We start from the raw sequence: 16,886 nt of genomic DNA, 5'->3' as shown, positions 1-16,886 counted from the left end.
CTCCGTGGACGGTGAGCCGGGGACCGCTCAGCCGGCGGACGAGTGGGTGCCGGCCCAGCGGTCCGACAGCTTCGGTATGCGGTGGTCCAGCATCTTCGACGGCAGCTCCGAGCGGTTGGCCACGTTCAGCTTGCGGTAGACCCGGGTGAGGTGCTGCTCCACCGTGCTGATCGTGACGTGCAGGCGGGCGCTGATCTCCCGGTTGGTGTACCCGAGCGCGGCCAGCCCGGCGACCCGGCACTCCGCGTCGCTCAGGATGGCGGGGCCGGCGTCGGAGTCGGCGCTGTCGGGCCGCACCGGGTCCTCCAGCAGGTGCGCGTCGACCGGCGACTCGATGCGGCAGGCCTCGGCCTCCCGCGCCGCCTGCCGTGCCACCAGCCGGGCCCGGGCGTACTCGCCGAGTTCGTAGTGCGCCGCGGACAGGTCGGCGTACGCCTGGGCCAGCGCGTACCGGTCGCCGCACGCCTTGAGCAGGTCGATCGACTCGCGCAGCAGCGAGGCCCGGCGGTGCGGCTTGCAGGTGGCGGCCAGCAGGCGCAGCGCCATCGCCCGGGCCCTGGAGCTGTGTCCTCCGGGCAGCCGCAGCTGTTCCTCGGCCCACTCCCGGGCGGTGCGGGCCTTGCCGATCCGCAGATTGGCCAGGGCCAGGTCGGACCGCCAGGGGATGCCCTTCTGGAGGCTGGGGTTGCCTTCCCGGAGCAGCCGTCCGCAGGTCTCGAAGTCGCCCAGCGCGGCGAAGGGCCGGTCGGTGGCGAGGAAGTGGTGACCGCGGGCACGCAGGTACTGGATGCCGAACACGGTGCGGAACATCGGTTCGGGCACGTCGTGCTTGAGCAGTTCCTCGGCCTCGTCGTAGGAGCCCAGGGCGGTGTGCGCGGAGATCGCCGTCGACAGCGGGAGGCCGATGAGGACCCCCCAGCTCTCGGCGCGCAGGGTGCCGAGCGCGGCGAGCGCGCCCTGCGACGCGGTGGTCACGTCCCCCTGGAGCAGGGCGATCTCCGCCCGGATGCTGCCGAGCAGGGCCTGCCAGGTCGTCGCCCGGCGTTCCACGGCCCGCTCCAGCAGTGCGTCGCAGGCGTCGGCGGCGATCGCGGGCCGGTCCGCGTGGGCGACCGCGAGCAGGGACATGGCGGCCAACTCCAGGTTGAGGTGGTCGAGTTGGTGCCCCTGGAGGGCCTGGGCGACGGCCGCCGCGGAGTCGTCGGTTGCCTCACCGCCGATGAGCGCGGCCACCCGGGCGGCCAGTCCGCCGGTACCGGCGTGCGCCTGCCGGCGGCGCGGGTCGAGACCGGCCACGGGGGCGCCCTTGCCGGGGAGCGCCACGCCGTAGAACCACTGCCGCACGAACTCGACCTCGGCGACGATCTGGGCGTCGGCGGGCGACTGCGCGTGGACGAGGGTGGCCACGGCCTGGGCGGCCAGTTCGGTGTCGCCCTGCCACAGCAGGTACCGCAGGACGGTGGCGGCGTCCCGCATGCTCAGTTCGCCGGCGAGCGCGGCCTCCCGCAGCGGTTCCAGATGGGGGGTGGCCGCCGCCGGGTTGGTGCGCCACTGCGCGCGCGCGAGGGCCACCGACAGCGCGTGGCGCTCCCGCTCGTCGGCGCAGTCGCGCAGGACCAGGCCGAGGTAGTCGGTGCAGCGCTCCACGTCGTCGGCGGCCAGCGCCTGTTCCGCGGCGGTGCGCAGGATGCCCGCGCCCCAGCCCGCCGGAACCAGGTCCGCGAGACGCAGGTGGCGCGCCACCTCGACGGCGGGCGCGCCGGAACGGTACAGCAGGTGGGCGATCCGGCCGTGCAGCCGGGTGCGGGCGACGGCGTCCATGTCCTCCAGCACCGCCGCGGCGGCGGTCGGGTGCCGGAAGGCGTGACCGTCCAGCAGGCCCGAGGAGTTGAGGACGTCCACGGCTTCTTGGGTGCCGGCCGGTGTGGTGCCGGCCAGCTCTCCCACGGGGACGGTCCCCGCCAGGCCGCCGAGCGCGGCCAGTGCGCGGGCCACCCGGACGTGGCCCGGCTCGCCGCGGTGCAGCAGGGACAGCACCGCCTGGCGGTAGGCGGCGCCGGCGACGGGCAGGCCGATCTCGGGGGCGGAGTGGGTGCTGTCGTCGAGCAGGGCGTGGACGAGGAGCGGGCTGCCGGCGGTGGCCCGGTGGTAGGCGTCGCGGATGTGTCCAGGCAGGGCCCGGCCGGCCTGTGCGGCGAGCAGTTCGCCGACGCTCGCCTCGGACAGGGGGGCCAGGCGTACGCGTCGGTGCGGCTGGCGGAGCAGCTCGGTGTGCGCGGGCGAGCGGGTCTCGCCGAGGTGTCCCGAGGTGGCGCACACCACGAGCACCCGCCGGGAGCGGCCGCGGTGCAGCAGGTGGACGATCGTCTGTAACGAGGCCCGGTCCATGGCGTGGGCGTCGTCCACGGCGATGACCAGGGGCCGGTCGCCACCGGCGAGGCGCAGCAGGGTTTCGGCCGCCGTGTCGTGTCCGGCGGGCGCGCCGACGGGCTGGTGCGCGGGGTCCGTGGGCCGGCGGACGTCCGGCGAGGAGTGCACTGCCGACGGGGCAGGGTGTGACATGGCGCACTCCGCCTGGGCGGCGCGGAGCAATTGCCCGGCCAGACCCATCGGATGATCTCGTTCGGCCGAACCGGCAGTACCGGTCAGTATGTGTGCGCCGGTGCTGTTCAGCGTGGTCAGGAATTCATGTACCAGCTGGGTCTTGCCTGATCCGTGACCACCCGTGATGATCACGAGACGGCCGTGTCCCCGCGCGCTGTCAGTGAACGCCTCACCCAGGGCCCGGAGTTCTCGCGTACGGCCGAAAAGGTGCATCGAGGTTCCCCCTAGATTCATTTTTTCGAGCGAGATGGCGCCCCGTTTCCCCCGTGACGAGGCGGCGTCGCGCGACGCTGCGTGGAGAGTTTGTAAGGCGACGGCGCTGTCGCGAAGGCGGCGCGCCGGATCGGCCCGGAATCGGTCAAAATGGCCTCTGACCGGCGGCGAAGAGTGTCGCATCGATGTACCCGAATGATTTCGGCCAATTGCGTGGCTGATTTTGGTTCGGATGTCCGCGGCTTTGCTGGTGAAGTACCGAATAAAGATTAGGTGCTCATAGCAGGCAGAAACGCTATCTGTCTAGGCCAACGTTGTCAACTGTCGCCCTTGACGACCTCCTGCCCTACTGTGCGGATCGTCCACCGAGACGTCCTTTTACAGTCTGTTGATTTACCGGACGGTTAAAGAAAGGGGCCGGGCACGGTCAATCGTGACATCGGTCACGGGAAAGCGCTTCCGCTGCCCGTTCGGGCAAGGCCATTGCCCGGGAGCCTGTGAACCCTTTAGGCCGGTGGCGGTATACGAAGAGGGCACGCCTCCGGCCACCACCGGACCTTCCTGCACCGGACCGTGGGTCAGGGACTCGTGAGGACGACCAGTTGCCGGGTCGCCCGGGTCATGGCGACGTAGTGGTCGACCGCCCCTTCGACGCCCTCGCCGAACTTCTCCGGGTCGACCAGGACGACCAGGTCGAATTCGAGTCCCTTCGACAGCTCCGGCGTCAGGGAACTGACGCGGGCGGTCGGCCGGAACGCGGGATCGCCGATGACACAGGCGGTCCCGTCGGCGTGCGCGGCGAGCCAGGTGTCGAGGACCGAGCGCAGCTCGGAAACCGAGCCGTGGACGACGGGGACGCCGTTGCCGCGGATGGACGTCGGCACGTTGGCGTCCGGCAGCACCGCCCGGATGACCGGCTCGGCCTCCGCCATGATCTCCTCGGGCGTGCGGTAGTTGACGGTCAGGGACGCCAGGCGGATCCGGTCGAACCCCACCCGGGCGAGCCGCTCCTGCCACGACTCCGTGAACCCGTGCCGGGCCTGGGCACGGTCCCCGACGATGGTGAAGCTGCGGGACGGGCACCGCAGGAGCAGCATCTGCCACTCCGCGTCGGTCAGTTCCTGCGCCTCGTCCACGACGACGTGCGCGAACGGCCCGGCGAGCAGGTCGGGGTCGGCGGCGGGCAGGGCGCTGTCGTCGACCAGGGAGTTGCGCATGTCCTGCCCGTGCAGCATGACCAGCACGCCTTCGCCGTCGTCATAGGTGTGCGCTTCCAGCAGGTTGTCGACGACCCTGTCCATGCGCTCCCGTTCGGCGGCGAGGACGGCGGCGTGGCGGCGCTTTCGCCGGGCCGCCTCCGGGTCGCCGAGCCGCTGCCGGGCCGCGTCCAGGAGCGGCAGGTCGGACACCGTCCAGGCCTGGGCCTCCGCGCGCTGCAACAGCCGCACCTCCTCGCGGCTCAGCCACGGGGCGCACATCCGCAGGTAGGCCGGTACCGACCACAGGTCCCCGACGAGATCGGCCGCCTCCAGCAGCGGCCAGGCACGGCCGAAGGCCGCGAGCAGGTCCCGGTTGCGCAGCAGCGACCTGCGCAGCAGTTCGGGCGGGGCGTCACCGTCGTGCTTGTCCACCAGGATCGTGAGCAGTTCCTCCCACACCTGGTCCCGCGCCTCGTTGTGCGGAGTACCGGGTTCGGCCGCCTCGAACGCCACGGCCCAGTCGTCGGCGGTCAGCCGGACGTCGCCCCAGTGCGTGGTGACCGTCATCCCCTCGGCGGGCGGCTCCTCGTAGAACGCGACGGCCTTCTCGATCGCCTTCACCATGTCGGCGGACGACTTCAGCCGGGCCACCTCCGGATCGGCCTCGGCCACGGCTGCGGCGCCCTCGGCGACCAGGTCCCGCAGGGTGCACGTCTGCACGCCCTCCTCGCCGAGGCTGGGCAGGACGTCGGCGACGTAGGCCAGGTACGGCCGGTGCGGACCGACGAACAGGACGCCGCCCCGGCGGTGGCCCAGGCGCGGGTCGGCGTGCAGGAGGTAGGCAGAGCGGTGCAGGGCGACGACGGTCTTGCCCGTACCCGGGCCGCCGTCCACGACGAGGGCACCGCGCGAGCCCGCCCGGATGACGGCGTCCTGGTCGGCCTGGATGGTGCCGAGCACGTCCCGCATCCGCGGCGAGCGGCTGCCGCCCAGACTGGCGATGAACGCGGACTGGTCGTCCAGCGCGGCATGCCCGACCAGCCCGTCCGGGGTGAACACCTCGTCCCAGTAGTCGGTGATCCGGCCGTCGGTCCAGCGGTACCTGCGACGGCTCGCCAGCCCCATCGGGCGGGCGTGGGTGGCTCCGAAGAACGGCTCGGCTGCGGGGGAGCGCCAGTCGACCAGCAGCCGGCGGCCCGCGCTGTCGGTGAGCCCGAGCCGGCCGACGTAGACGGGCTCCTGGCCGTCCGCGCCGACCATGCGTCCGAGGCACAGGTCCAGTCCGTAGCGGCGCAGGGCGCGCAGGCGACCGGTGAGCCGGTGGATCTCGGCGTCCCGGTCCATCGCCTGCCGGCCCTTGCCGCCCGGCGCCCTGCGCTCGGCGTCGAGACGGTCGGAGAGTTCGGCGATCGACTCCTCAAGACACTCCGCGATGGCCGCGAAGTGCCGCTCGTCGTCGGCGATCAGCGCCGGGTCGGCCTTCGCGGCGAGACGGTCGGGGAGGTCGAAGGCACGGGTGGGCAGGGGAAGTTTCACGTCAGGGGCTCCCTTGTGAGGCCGGTTACGGCAGGCGGCAGGCGGCAGGCGGCAGGTGGCAGGTGGCAGGTGGCAGGACGGGGGGACGAGGGGATGGGGGGATGGGGGGGCGGCGAGCTCGGGGCCATCGGGGCGCGGTGCTCCGTGTGCCGTGTGGCCGCTCCCGGTTCGGGGCGGCGGGCTCAGCCGTGCGCGTCGAGCAGCAGCCGCGCGGCCACCGACGCCCCGTCGGTGCGGACGCGGCCGGCCAGGGCCGCCGCTCGTCCGCGGGTCGTCGGGGCGAGGGCCGTCCGCAGAACGGCCGACAGGGAGGCGAACGTCGGCGTGGGACCGTCGTGCGCCGCGCCGATGCCCAGCCCCGCCACCCGGCCCGCCCAGTACGGCTGGTCCGCCGCCTGGGGCACGACCACCTGGGGCACGCCGGCCCGCGCCGCGGTCGTCGTCGTACCGGCGCCGCCGTGGTGCACGACGGCGGCCACCCGGCCGAACAGGGCCTGCTGGTTGACCTCGCCGACGACGAAGCAGTCGTCCCGGTCGCCGGCCGGGGACAGGCCGGCCCAGCCCCGGGCCACCACCACGCGCCGCCCCTGCGCGCGGACCGCCTCGACGGCGACCTGGCCGATGCCCGCCGCCGCGTGCAGGGGCATGCTGCCGAAACCCACGTACACCGGCGGTGCGCCGGCCTGAAGGAACGCCGCCAGGCCGGCCGGCAGCGGGCGTCCGTCGGGCAGGAGCCAGGCGCCGGTCTGGACGACGTCGAGGTCCGGGCTCTTCCGCCAGGGGTCCAGCACCGGGTCCGTCGCCAGCCACGGCCGGTCGCCGATGACGTAGTCGCGCACGTTCTCCACCGGGGGCAGGCCGACCGACGCACGGCTCGTGTTGAGCGCCTCGGCGAACAGCGCGTCGGCGTTCCGGGCGTCCAGCTCCCACAGCACCTCGTTGTCGGTCACCTCCGGCGGGAGCGGGCGGCCCGGGTACGCCGGCGGCCGGCGGTGCGGCGCGGGCAGGGTGAGCTGCTGGAAGGTCACGGACACGGAACGGACGCCGAGCCTCTCCGCCACCGACAGCGCACCGGCCGCGGCGGGCAGCATGCCGGTCGCCACCAGCACATCGCAGCCCTGCGCCGCCTCGGTGACCGTGTCGAGCTGACCGGCGATCAGCTCCGCCGCGCGCCGGGGCAGGGACGCGGGCGGGGGCGCCGCCTTCGTCGGCGCGCGCGCCGACGGGCCGACCGGGACCAGCGGGACGCCGACCTCGGCCAGCCGCCGCGCGAAGTCCTCGTCCGGCGGCGCGCACACCCGCACCTGAGCGCCGAGTCCCCGCAACCGCGCGGCGAGTCCCGCCAGGGGTTCGACGTCCCCGCGCGACCCATATGTCGACAGAAGTACCCGCACTTCGCGCATCACCTGTTTCCGCAGCTTCCTGGCCTCGGCGGGCAATTCTGCGGTACGGCGGGGGCCTTGCCGCAAGCCCCCCGGTGCGCTATAAGTTAAGAGTGGCGAGGAGTGGCTGACTCCTCGCCTTCGTGTTTGTGCCCCAGCGAATCCCCTGGGCGCCCCCTCGGCGACCCGCCTGCCCAGTGAGGTGCCGGATGCCCCGCGGTAGGTGATTCTGGAGGAGTGTGGGGTGAGCGAGGTGCGCGGCTCCAGGCGGCCTACGCCGCCTCCGGCCGTCGTGCGCTGCGTGTGACACTCGTGGCCGCGACCGGCTTCTACGCCTTCCGCTACGGCTTCGGCCGTCCCGTGGCGGCGACCTATGCGCTGTTCACCGTGGTCGCGCTGGGCGGGCTGGCCAGGATCCCCGGTACCGGGCGGCAGCGAGCGGCGGTGATGACGCGCCTGCTGCCGGTGTGCTGGGTGCTGGTGGCCGCCGGCACCTATCTGTCGGTGCGGACCTGGAGCGCGGTCGTCGGCATGCTGGTGGTCGGCTTCACGCTGGCCTTCGCCGCCGTCGGCGGACCCCGCCCGGCGGGCGCGGCGCCGGGCCTCCAACTCCTCTACATCCTCCCCTCCTTCCCGCCGTACGACCCCGGCTCGCTGGGCGACCGGCTGATCGGTACGACGACGGGGCTGGCCCTCTTCGTCGCGGCCGAGGCGCTGCTCTTCCGGGAGCCCGCCGCGCCGACGTACCGGGAGCGGGTCGCCCGCGCGGCGGTGGTCGCCGAGCGGTGCGCGGCGAAGCTCGCGGCACACCGGGACGCCCTGTCCGGCACCGACGTCCTGGCGGCCCAGGAGGCGAGCCAGTCGCTGCGGTCGCTCAGCGTGCCCGAGGCGGAGCGGCCGGCGGGGCCCGGGGTGCGCGCCCGCGCCCTCGCCCACACCGGCCTGGCCACCCGCACCCTGCTCGGCAGGCTCGCCGAGCTGCCCGCCCTGCCGCACCAGGGCCCGGCACCCGAGGTGACCGCCGTACTGCGGGCGGTGGCGCGCACGGCCACGGCGACCGCGAGCTGTCTGCGGGCCGGGACGTCCCCCGCGGCACGGCAGAAGGAGCTGACCGCGGCACGCGCCGACCTGTCCGCCGTGTCCGCGGGCCCCCCTGCCACCCCGGCCGGCGCATTTCTCCCGCCCGCCGTCCTGCGCTGCCACGCCGCCGTGCTGGAGATCGCCGACGCGGCGCTGGCCATGGGCGCGGCGGCCGATCTGGCGGTGCGGGGCCGGCACGCCTCGGTGGAACTCCAGCCCGGCCGGTTCTGGTACGCCACCACCTGGGCCCCCGTCCTGTGGTGGCACCGGCTGCGCGGCCATGCCGGGCGCCGCTCGGTGTTCTTCCAGAACGCGGTGCGCATCGCCCTGGCCCTGACGGCGGCCCGGCTCGTGGCCGGGGTGGACACGCTGCCGCACGGCTTCTGGGCGATGCTGGCGACCCTCACCCTGACCCGCACCACCATGGGCGAGACCTGGAGCACCATCCGCCTGGCCCTGGTGGGCACGCTGGCCGGGGCCCTGCTGAGCGTCGGCATCCTGATCACCGTGGGCTCCGACACCACCGTGTACGCCGTCCTCCTGCCGCTGTGGATGCTGCTCGGCTTCACGGTGGGGCCGGTCAGGGGCGTGGGATGGGCGCAGGGACTGTTCACCGTGCTGGTGGCGCTGGTCTTCGCACAGCTCGCGCCGCCGACCTGGCGGCTGGCCGAGGTCCGCGTGCTGAACGTGCTCATCGGCAGCGCGATCGGCGCGGTCTTCGGCGTGCTGGCCTGGCCCCGGGGCGGCCACGAGGAGCTGCGCCGGACGGCGGCGGACCTGCTGCGCAGGGCCGCGGAGATCGTCGTGGCCACCAGTGCCTCGGTGGCGTGCGGCACGGTGTCGCCCCCGCTGTCCAGGGCGCCCCATCACCGCTGCCTGCAACGTGCCATCGTCCTCGCGGAGTCCGCGTACGCACAGGTGCAGAGCGAGCCGACACCGCCCTTCGGCGGCAGCGGGCGCCGGGTGCGGCCACCCGCCCTGGACTGGCAGGCGACGCTGATCGCCGGGCACCACACCCTGTGGGGCTCGGCACGGCTGCTGGAGCCGCCGCTCACCCCGCTGAACCCGGCGGCGGCCCTGTCGGCCGGCATGCTGGGGGAGCGGGTGGCGGGCCGGATGCTGCTGGTCTCGGCGGCGCTGGACCCGGGAGACGACACCCCCGTCGCGGCGACACCGCTGATCGATCCGGCCCTGCCCGGTCTCACCGCCGAGCCGCCCGGCGCTCCCCGCCGGTACTACGCGACCGTCGCGTGGCTGGACTCCCTCATGACCGACCTGACACGCATCACGTACGCCGTCCCGTGGCACCCGTCGGCGAGGACGACGGCCGACACCTCCTGAGCCGGGCGCCTGGCGCGGCGCCCGGAGGAGGTGCCGCGCCCGCGGCTACCGGTTGAGGGTGACCGAGTTGTACGGCGTCAGGTTGAAGCTCCCGATCTCCTGCTCCAGCAGCGCCAGATGGCACCCGGCACCGTTGTAGCCGGTGCACAGGCTCATGCTGGCACCGCCGTACTGGTTGTTGAAGACGTAATGATCGCCGTACTGGTTGCTCAGGTTGTGCGCGCCGTAGCTCCAGTACACGTTGGTCGGGTGCGGGTCGAGGTACGGGTTGCGGTCCTGCCCCCAGATGCAGACGGCCCCGTACGGGCAGCCGTTCCAGTCACCTGCGGCGGGCCGCGCCTGCGCCGCGCCGCTCAGCGCCACGACGGACGCCGCGGCGGTCACGGCTACGGCGAGCCCTCGCGAGATCTTGTTCATGTCATCCCCCTGTCCTGAGCGGGCACGCGCTCAACACTGCGCCGACGCGGGCAGGTTGGCGTACGCGTCGCCCTTGAAGTACACGGCGCTGCTGTAGCCGTCCGCGAAGCCGATCCAGATGTCGTTGGTGTAGCCGTTGTCGGTGATGGTCTGACCGTGTGTCCAGCAATAGGCCTGATAGGTCTGGCCGGCGGTGAGCGTGGCCAGATAGGCGCTGTCCTTGGTCGGCAGCTTGCGGACATTGACGTTCTCGTACGGCACCACGCCGTACGACGTCTCGTCGGCCGCCGCGGCGGCTGTCCCCACCGGTGCGACGACCACCGCCGCGGTGAGGACGCCGAGGGCGGCGAGCACACGGGAACGACGCATGTGGATTCCCCCAGTCCCAGCGCAGCAGGCGGTCGGTGACGCGGTCATGTCCTGCTGCTGTCCTCGGACCATGCTGCCCGCCGTCCCGGCGACCGGGACAGGGACGGTCCGTAGGAGAAAGGTCGATGCTTCGATAGCCTTTTGACTATGGTCCCTGCTCAAGGACGTCGCGGGAAGGTGCGGGAGCCGAGCGTCCATCAGCTGCGCCTGCTCCTGGCGGTGGCGGAGGAACTGCACTTCAAGCGGGCAGCCGCGCGGATGTTCATCTCGCAACCGGCACTCAGTCAGCAGATCCGGGCGCTGGAGGAACGTCTGGGGATCGGCCTGGTCGAGCGCGGCGGCGGCGGTGCCCGGCTGACGACCGCCGGTGCGGCCGTCGTCGAGGAGGCCAGGTCCGTCGTCGCGGCGATGGAACGACTGCTCCGGGTGTCCGACGCGCAGGCCGACGCCGTCCGGGGGGAGCTGTGCGTCGGCTCGCTCGGCGCCGAAGCGGCCATGCCGCACGCCAGGGCCGTCCTCGCCCACCTGCGTGACCACCACCCGCACCTCCGGGTCGAGGTGCGCAACCTGAACTTCGTCGAGCAGTTCGACGCACTGGCGAACGGGGAGGTCGACGCGGCCTTCCTGCGCGGCCCCCTGCCCCCGGGCCTCCAGAGCGTCCGGCTGGCCAGTGAGCCGCGGGTCGTCTGCCTCCCGGCGGACGACCCCCTGGCCGGCGAGACCACCCTCACCCTGGCGCAGCTCGCGGACCGCACGGTGGTCGACATGCCACGCGACGTCCCGCGGCTGTGGTGGGACCACCTCACGGTCAATCCACGACCGGACGGTACGCCGGTGCGGTTCGGCCCCGTCGTCCGGGACACCGAGGCCATGGTGCTCGCCGTGCTCCAGGCACGGGCCATCACCTTCCTCCCGGCAGCCGCGCGCCAGCTCTACCCACGGCCGGGCCTCGTCTACGTGGACGCGCCCGAGCTCGGCGAATCGGAGTCCTACCTGGCCTGGCTCCCGGCACACCGGGACGTGCTCGCCGTACGCGCCCTGCGCGAGGCGGCCCGCGCCACCGCACAGGACCGTGAGCAACGCCCGTGACACTCCGCCCCGGTCACTGGCCCACCCGTCCGTCGACGCACTCGCGCAGCAGATCGGCGTGTCCGCAGTGACGGGCGTACTCCTCGATCCGGTGCACCAGCAGCTCGCGCACCGCGATCCTGTCCTTCCCCAGCCGCTCACCCAGATCGGGGTGCCCGGCCAGCGCCGCGTCGGTCGCGGCCTGCTCGCGCTCCAGATCGGCGTACGCGGCGTCGACCACGGCCTGCTCGGCGACGGCTCCGAGGAAGTCCCCGTCCGGCTCGCCGTACAGCGTCGGCAGCGGGTCACCGTCGCTGATCCAGCCGCGCCAGTCCCGCTCCACCTCCGCGAGGTGGCGCAGCAGGCCGAGCAGCGACATCGTCGACGGCGGTACCGACCGGCGGGCGAGCTGCTCCGGGTCCAGGCCCTCGCACTTCATCCGCAGGGTGGTGCGGTACCCCGTGAGGAAGTCCTCCAGGGTCGCCGACTCGCCTTCCGGACCGGCCCCTTCGCTGTGCCGGGGATCGTCCGCGGGGTCGACCCACATGTCGGGGTGGACGGTTGCCTGGCTCCAGCGCGCGGGTTGCTCAGTCATGCGTGCCATCGTCGCCCCGCCGGGCAGGAGTTCGCCAGTGCCGGGTCATGTCCCTCGGGGCGCCCGCCGCCTGACCGGAACCGGCCGGGGAGGCGGCGGGGCCGTCCGCGTCAGGTGGTGCCTTGTGCCGTGACGCAGCCGATGGAACCGGCGGGGACGTTGTTGCCGGTCGACGTGGCGGTGAAGCCGAAGGTGACACTGCCGTCGGCGGGCACGGCCCGGTTGTGGTCCACGTTGCGGACCGTGACCGTCCCGTCGGTACCGGTGGACAGCGTGCCGTTCCACACGCTGCTGATCTTGGTGCCCGCTCCGGGCTGCCAGGCCACGGCCCACCCGTCGAGCGGCGCCGTGCCGTGGTTCATGACCTCGACGGAGGCCTGGAAGCCACCGCTCCAGGAGTTCACCACGGAGTACGTGGCCATGCAGGAACCGGTGTGCGGATCCGTGGGCGTGGGCGTGGGCGTGGGCGTCGGCGTGGGCGTCGGCGTACCGCCGGAGGTGCGGATGCCCGTGACCTCGCCATGGCCGCCGTCGAAGACGATGTCCGAGCAGGAGAAGAAGTTCTCCTGGCTGTCCGAACGGACCCACTGGATGAACAGCAGGGCGTCACCGGACCGCCCGGAGGGCAGCTTCAGGTCCCAGTAGTAGTGGCCGCCGTCGGTGCCCGGCGACCCCTGCTGCGGCGGATTGGTGACCGTCTGGACCAGGTCGAGGTCGGCCCAGCGCAGGGCGGAGGTGGGCGACCAGCCCTGCTTGGTGACGTAGACCCGGAAGTCACCCGGGTGCGCCGCCCAGTTGCTGTACTGCGCCTGGATGGTCGCCCCGCTGGTCAGATGGGTGCGCGGCCAGTCCGAGCGGGCCGCGTTGTAGGCGCGGAAGTCGTACGGCGACCGGTCACCCGCGCTGCACAGGGTGCCGTCCGGGACGTAACCGGCGCCCCGGCCACCGGCGTTGGAGTCGAGCACGGCGAACCAGTTGTACAGCGCCGACGCGCCGCTCTTGGCCAGCGCGTCCCGGCACGCCGGGTTGGTCGGGTCCAGCCCGCCGGTCGTCGTGTGCGCGTCCAGGTAGCACAGGTAGGTGCGGGATCCGGGCAGCATCGCCACCCCGTGCGCCTGGGCGCTGGTCTGCCCCAGGAGAGTGAGGGCGAGTGCCGCCAGCAGCGTCGACAGAGCCGCTGCCACCGACATCAGTCTGTTGCGTCGAGCCACGTTCAGCTCCTTCCGATTCGGATCAGACGGGGGGTAAACCCCGGGCGGGCGCCGTACCGGAGTACGGCGGGACCGCCGGGGCGTCGGTGTACGTCACGCCGGCGCCGAGCGGGCGGGCGGACGGGGTGCCGGCGCTGGTCTCGACGACGGGGTGCGCGGTGAGCTGCCCGGTCAGACCGAGCGCCAGGGTGGCGAACAGCGCGCCCAGCGAGGCCGCCCGGTGCCGCCGGCGCCCTGGTCTCGGCCGGTGCGCGGGTGTCCGGCGGGTGGGGTGTGTCATGCGTCCTCCTGGTGCGGGGCTGCGGGTGGCAGGGGGGCAGGTGCGGTCGGCGGGCGCGTCATTCAGCTCCCGGCGCAGTGCGGGGCGGGTGTGCCGGCGGTGCCTTCCGCGGTGAAGCCGAACGTCGTGGTGTCGCCGGGGCGCAGGGAACCGTTGAAGGCGGCGTCGCGGACGGTGGCCCGGCCGCCGGCCGTGGTCAGGGAGCCGTTCCAGAGGCTGGTGACGCGGGAGCCGCCCAGGTCCCAGTCCACCGACCAGCCCGTCAGCGCGGTCGAGCCGGTGTTCTCGACCGTCACCTCCGCCTGGTAACCGCCCTGCCAGGAGGAGGCCGTGCGGAACCGCGCGGTACACGCTCCGGGCGCCGGCGGGGAAGTGGGGCCGGCACCGGAGTACGTCAGCCCGTACCCGTACGGGAAGAGCGGGTCCTTGCCGTCCCCGTCGTTGACCGGTTCCTGCGAGGAGGTCCGCGGCCAGCTCACCGGCAGCTTCCCGGTGGGTGCGTAGTCGCCGAACAGGACGTCGGACACGCCTGCGCCCTCCGTGCCGGGCAGCCAGGCGGCCAGCAGCGCCGTCCAGTCGGGCAGCCGGCCGGAGACGTCGAGCGGACGGCCCGAGACGAGGACCACGACGACCGGCACCCCGCTCGCCCTCAGCCGGGCGAGGGTCTGGAGGTCCTCCTGGTCCAGCCCGAGGCCGCCCGGCCGGTCGCCCCGGCCCTCGGCGTACGGGGTCTCGCCGACCACGGCGACAGCGGCGCGGTAACTGGAGTCGATGCCGTTGCCGTACCGGTCGTAGGTGACCCGGGACGGGTCGGTGACGGCGGCCCGGATGCCCTCCAGGACCGTGGTGCCGTCCGTGACGGGACCGCTGCGCCCCTGCCAGCCGACGGTCCAGCCGCCGCTCTGGTTGCCGATGTCGTCGGCGGACTTGCCCGCGACGAACAGCTTGGCCGACTTCGGCAGGGGCAGCACACCGCCCTCGTTCTTCAGCAGCACCTGCGAGGCGCGCACCGCCTGCCGGGCCAGCTCCCGGTGCGCGGCCGAACCGACCGTGGAGGTGTACGAGCGGTCGGTGAACGGGCGCTCGAACAGGCCGAGTTGGAACTTCTTGGTGAGGATGCGCCGGTTGGCGTCGTCGATCCGGGACTGCGCGATCCGGCCCGCGGCGACCTCGCCGCGCAACAGGGTGAGGAACTTCTTGTAGTCGTGCGGCACCATCACCATGTCGACGCCCGCGTTGACGGCCGTGGTGATCTCGGCGCCGGTGAAGCCGCTCTGCCCGTCGAGCTGGTCGACCGCGGCCCAGTCGGACACCACGAACCCGCCGAAGCCGAGTTCACCCTTCAGCAGGTCGGTCACCAGGTACCTGTTGGCGTGGGACCGCACCCCGTTCCAACTGCTGTACGACAGCATCACCGCGCCCACGCCCCGGCGCACCGCCTCCTTGAACGGCGGCAGGTGGACGGCGCGCAGCTCGGCCTCGGACAGCCTGGTGTCGCCCTGGTCCACACCCCCGGCCGTGCCGCCGTCACCGAGGTAGTGCTTGGCGGTGGCCAGCACGGGCGCCGGCCCCTCGCCCAGGGGCTCGCCCTGGAGCCCGGTGATGAACGTCGTGAGGGAGGAGGGCAGTTCGGGCGTCTCGCCGTACGACTCGTAGGTACGGCCCCACCGGTCGTCGCGGGCCACGCACAGGCATGGCGCGAAGTCCCAGTCGATCCCGGTGCCCGACACCTCCTCGGCCACCGCCCGCCCGATCCGCTGGACGAGCGCGGGGTCCCGGGTGGCGCCGAGGCCGATGTTGTGCGGGAAGAGCGTGGCCCCGCGCACCGCGTTGTGGCCGTGCACCGCGTCGATGCCGTAGATCACCGGAATGCCGAGCGGGGTCGTCAGGGCCGTGCGCTGGAGCGCGTCGTAGGTGTCCGCCCAGGTCTGCGCGTTGTTGGGGCTGACGGTCGAGTCACCGCCGGAGAGCACGGAGCCGATCCGGTAGGCGGCGAGGTCGGACTGCGGGACGAGGGCGTCCTTCTCGATCTGCGTCATCTGGCCGAGCTTGTCGTCCAGGGTCATCCGCGCCAGCAGATCGCTGACGCGGTCCGGAACGGGTGCGGACGGGTCCTGGTACGGCAGGACCGCGGCCGGGGAGGCGGCGACGGGCTCCGGTGCGGCGACGGCCGACGCGGTGAGGGCCAGGGTCGCGGCACACACGGCCAGGGCCGTCACCGGGCGGCGGCGGGCGAGCGGGAGGCTCATGCGGGCGGGCCTTTCCTGGAGCGGTCCGGGAGCGGGACGGGGCAGGTCCGTTGAGCGGGGCGGCGCCGGGAGGTGGAGCCGGGACCCGCCCGATCGGCCGGTGCGAGACGGGCGGGTCCCGGAGCGGATGGGTGTGTCACACGGACGGTGCGCGGGTCACGCGGTGGTGCACGCGGCCCCGTTCAGGGTGAATCCGGAGGGCTTGGCGAACGTGCCGCCGTAGCTGCCCTGGAAGCCGAAGGTCACCTGACCACCGGGCGCGATCTGTGCGTTGTAGGTGAGGTCGCTCGCCGTAACCGCCCCCGAGGACGGCGTCACGGCGGCCCCCCAGGCGCTGGTGATCCGCTGCCCCGAGGGCAGGGCGAAGACCAGCCGCCAGCCGCTGACGGGGGAGGAGCCGGTGTTGGTGACGGTGACCTCGGCGGTGAAGCCGCCCTGCCAGACGTTGGTCCCGTAGGCCACCTTGCAGGCCGCCGGGTTCCCGGGGCCGCCCGGGTCGCCGCTGCCGGTCTCGACCGTGGAGGAGAACGAGGTGACGGCCAGGCCGGCGCCGTTCTGCCACGGTTCGAAGCCCGCCTGCACGCTGGTCAGGTACCAGCTGTCCTGCGCGAGTCCGCGGGACACGGCCTGCCGGACGAAGTCCATGACGTCGAAGCTCCAGCTGGTGATCGCCGACGGCGCGACGAAGGACAGCACGTCGTTGCCGCCGTTGTTGCCGGACCACACCTGCCACTGACGCCCGGCCACGGTCGCGGTGCCGACCTGCGAGCCCACCGGCTGGATGGAGCCCACCTTGTTGAACCACACCATGATCTCGGTCTTGTTGACGCCGTCGGTGCGGGGCGTGGGGTCGAGCCAGATGTCGTACGCGGCGTCGTACACCGCGTTGCTCACATAGCCGTAGGAAATGCTCGTGGGAGCGCGGGAGATGCTGCTGAGCCGGGCCGGAAGGTTCGTCCCGGGCGAGCAGTTGGTGTAGTGGCAGCCGTTGTAGACGGACGGGTAGGACTTCGGGGCGCCGTTCGTCGGAACGGAGCCGTCGGCCTGGGTGACGCGGAATCCGGAGTCCGTGACGTCGATGCACTGGGTCTCGCTGGTGCCCCAGCGGTTGTTCTGGACGACGTAGCGGTCCTGGATCGTCGTCGAGCCGTACTGTTCGCAGATCGCGGTGCCGGCCTGGGCCGCGGGAGCGACGGTGAGCAGCGCCGCCAGGGCGGCGAGCGCGGTGAGCAGGGCGCCCAGCAGGCCGCGCGCTCCACGGACAGGGTGCTTGTACGGTCGCATGCGGGTCCTCTCCATGACGGTGAGGGGAGTTCGGGAGCGCTCCCGGGCGCAGCTGGAT

Annotated in this window: 11 protein-coding genes; 2 read left to right on the top strand and 9 right to left on the bottom strand. The window is 73.2% G+C overall.

Features of this window, described 5'->3' with window-relative positions; all coding sequences use genetic code 11:
- Positions 1-27 precede the first annotated feature (27 nt).
- The 3 genes from AQJ11_RS14625 to AQJ11_RS14615 form a co-directional block, all read right to left on the bottom strand.
- Positions 28-2,817 carry an AAA family ATPase gene (locus tag AQJ11_RS14625; RefSeq protein WP_079082313.1) on the bottom strand — a complete coding sequence of 930 codons (2,790 nt, stop codon included), beginning with the start codon at positions 2,815-2,817 and terminating at the stop codon, positions 28-30.
- Between the two features lie 578 nt (positions 2,818-3,395).
- Positions 3,396-5,552, bottom strand: a complete 2,157-nt coding sequence (gene helR, locus AQJ11_RS14620; RefSeq protein ID WP_059263333.1) for an RNA polymerase recycling motor ATPase HelR — start codon at positions 5,550-5,552, stop codon at positions 3,396-3,398.
- Positions 5,553-5,734: 182 nt separating this feature from the next.
- Positions 5,735-6,946 (bottom strand): glycosyltransferase, encoded by a 1,212-nt coding sequence (locus AQJ11_RS14615; RefSeq protein WP_175252062.1) that lies wholly within the window; start codon positions 6,944-6,946, stop codon positions 5,735-5,737.
- Positions 6,947-7,171: 225 nt separating this feature from the next.
- On the opposite strand from AQJ11_RS14615, the gene AQJ11_RS14610 reads away from it, so the two are divergent.
- On the top strand, positions 7,172-9,355 hold the full coding sequence (locus AQJ11_RS14610) for an FUSC family protein (RefSeq protein ID WP_244218241.1): 2,184 nt from the start codon (positions 7,172-7,174) through the stop codon (positions 9,353-9,355).
- 45 nt (positions 9,356-9,400) lie between these two features.
- On the opposite strand, the gene AQJ11_RS14605 is transcribed toward AQJ11_RS14610, so the two are convergent.
- The gene (locus AQJ11_RS14605; protein ID WP_014670517.1) at positions 9,401-9,772 is read right to left on the bottom strand and encodes a hypothetical protein; all 372 of its coding nucleotides are present in this window, start codon (positions 9,770-9,772) and stop codon (positions 9,401-9,403) included.
- A gap of 30 nt (positions 9,773-9,802) precedes the next feature.
- The gene (locus AQJ11_RS14600; RefSeq protein WP_014670516.1) at positions 9,803-10,141 is read right to left on the bottom strand and encodes a hypothetical protein; all 339 of its coding nucleotides are present in this window, start codon (positions 10,139-10,141) and stop codon (positions 9,803-9,805) included.
- A 177-nt stretch (positions 10,142-10,318) separates the two neighbouring features.
- Between AQJ11_RS14600 and AQJ11_RS14595 the strand changes: the two genes are divergently transcribed.
- Positions 10,319-11,230, top strand: a complete 912-nt coding sequence (locus tag AQJ11_RS14595) for a LysR family transcriptional regulator (protein WP_059263332.1) — start codon at positions 10,319-10,321, stop codon at positions 11,228-11,230.
- Positions 11,231-11,243: 13 nt separating this feature from the next.
- On the opposite strand, the gene AQJ11_RS14590 is transcribed toward AQJ11_RS14595, so the two are convergent.
- The 4 genes from AQJ11_RS14590 to AQJ11_RS14570 all read right to left on the bottom strand — a co-directional run bounded on the left by AQJ11_RS14590 (position 11,244) and on the right by AQJ11_RS14570 (position 16,828).
- The gene (locus tag AQJ11_RS14590; RefSeq protein WP_208616512.1) at positions 11,244-11,804 is read right to left on the bottom strand and encodes a DinB family protein; all 561 of its coding nucleotides are present in this window, start codon (positions 11,802-11,804) and stop codon (positions 11,244-11,246) included.
- 110 nt (positions 11,805-11,914) lie between these two features.
- Positions 11,915-13,015, bottom strand: coding sequence for a lytic polysaccharide monooxygenase auxiliary activity family 9 protein (locus AQJ11_RS14585; protein WP_059263330.1), 1,101 nt, complete (start codon positions 13,013-13,015; stop codon positions 11,915-11,917).
- A gap of 342 nt (positions 13,016-13,357) precedes the next feature.
- Positions 13,358-15,544 carry a glycoside hydrolase family 3 N-terminal domain-containing protein gene (locus tag AQJ11_RS14575; RefSeq protein ID WP_059263328.1) on the bottom strand — a complete coding sequence of 729 codons (2,187 nt, stop codon included), beginning with the start codon at positions 15,542-15,544 and terminating at the stop codon, positions 13,358-13,360.
- Positions 15,545-15,700: 156 nt separating this feature from the next.
- Positions 15,701-16,828 carry a glycoside hydrolase family 12 protein gene (locus AQJ11_RS14570; protein ID WP_059263327.1) on the bottom strand — a complete coding sequence of 376 codons (1,128 nt, stop codon included), beginning with the start codon at positions 16,826-16,828 and terminating at the stop codon, positions 15,701-15,703.
- Positions 16,829-16,886 lie beyond the last annotated feature (58 nt).

The organism is Streptomyces corchorusii (assembly GCF_001514055.1).
Lineage (GTDB): Bacteria > Actinomycetota > Actinomycetes > Streptomycetales > Streptomycetaceae > Streptomyces > Streptomyces olivaceoviridis.
The sequence above is the reverse complement of the archived record's forward strand: the minus strand, read 5'-3'. Positions and strand labels throughout refer to the sequence as shown.

Bases quoted from the DNA above. Each gene is read 5' to 3' on its own strand.
- AQJ11_RS14605 (WP_014670517.1), bottom strand. From the start codon at position 9,772: ATGAACAAGATCTCGCGAGGGCTCGCCGTAGCCGTGACCGCCGCGGCG.
- AQJ11_RS14575 (WP_059263328.1), bottom strand. From the start codon at position 15,544: ATGAGCCTCCCGCTCGCCCGCCGCCGCCCGGTGACGGCCCTGGCCGTG.
- AQJ11_RS14625 (WP_079082313.1), bottom strand. From the start codon at position 2,817: ATGCACCTTTTCGGCCGTACGCGAGAACTCCGGGCCCTGGGTGAGGCG.
- AQJ11_RS14590 (WP_208616512.1), bottom strand. From the start codon at position 11,804: ATGACTGAGCAACCCGCGCGCTGGAGCCAGGCAACCGTCCACCCCGAC.
- AQJ11_RS14600 (WP_014670516.1), bottom strand. From the start codon at position 10,141: ATGCGTCGTTCCCGTGTGCTCGCCGCCCTCGGCGTCCTCACCGCGGCG.
- AQJ11_RS14570 (WP_059263327.1), bottom strand. From the start codon at position 16,828: ATGCGACCGTACAAGCACCCTGTCCGTGGAGCGCGCGGCCTGCTGGGC.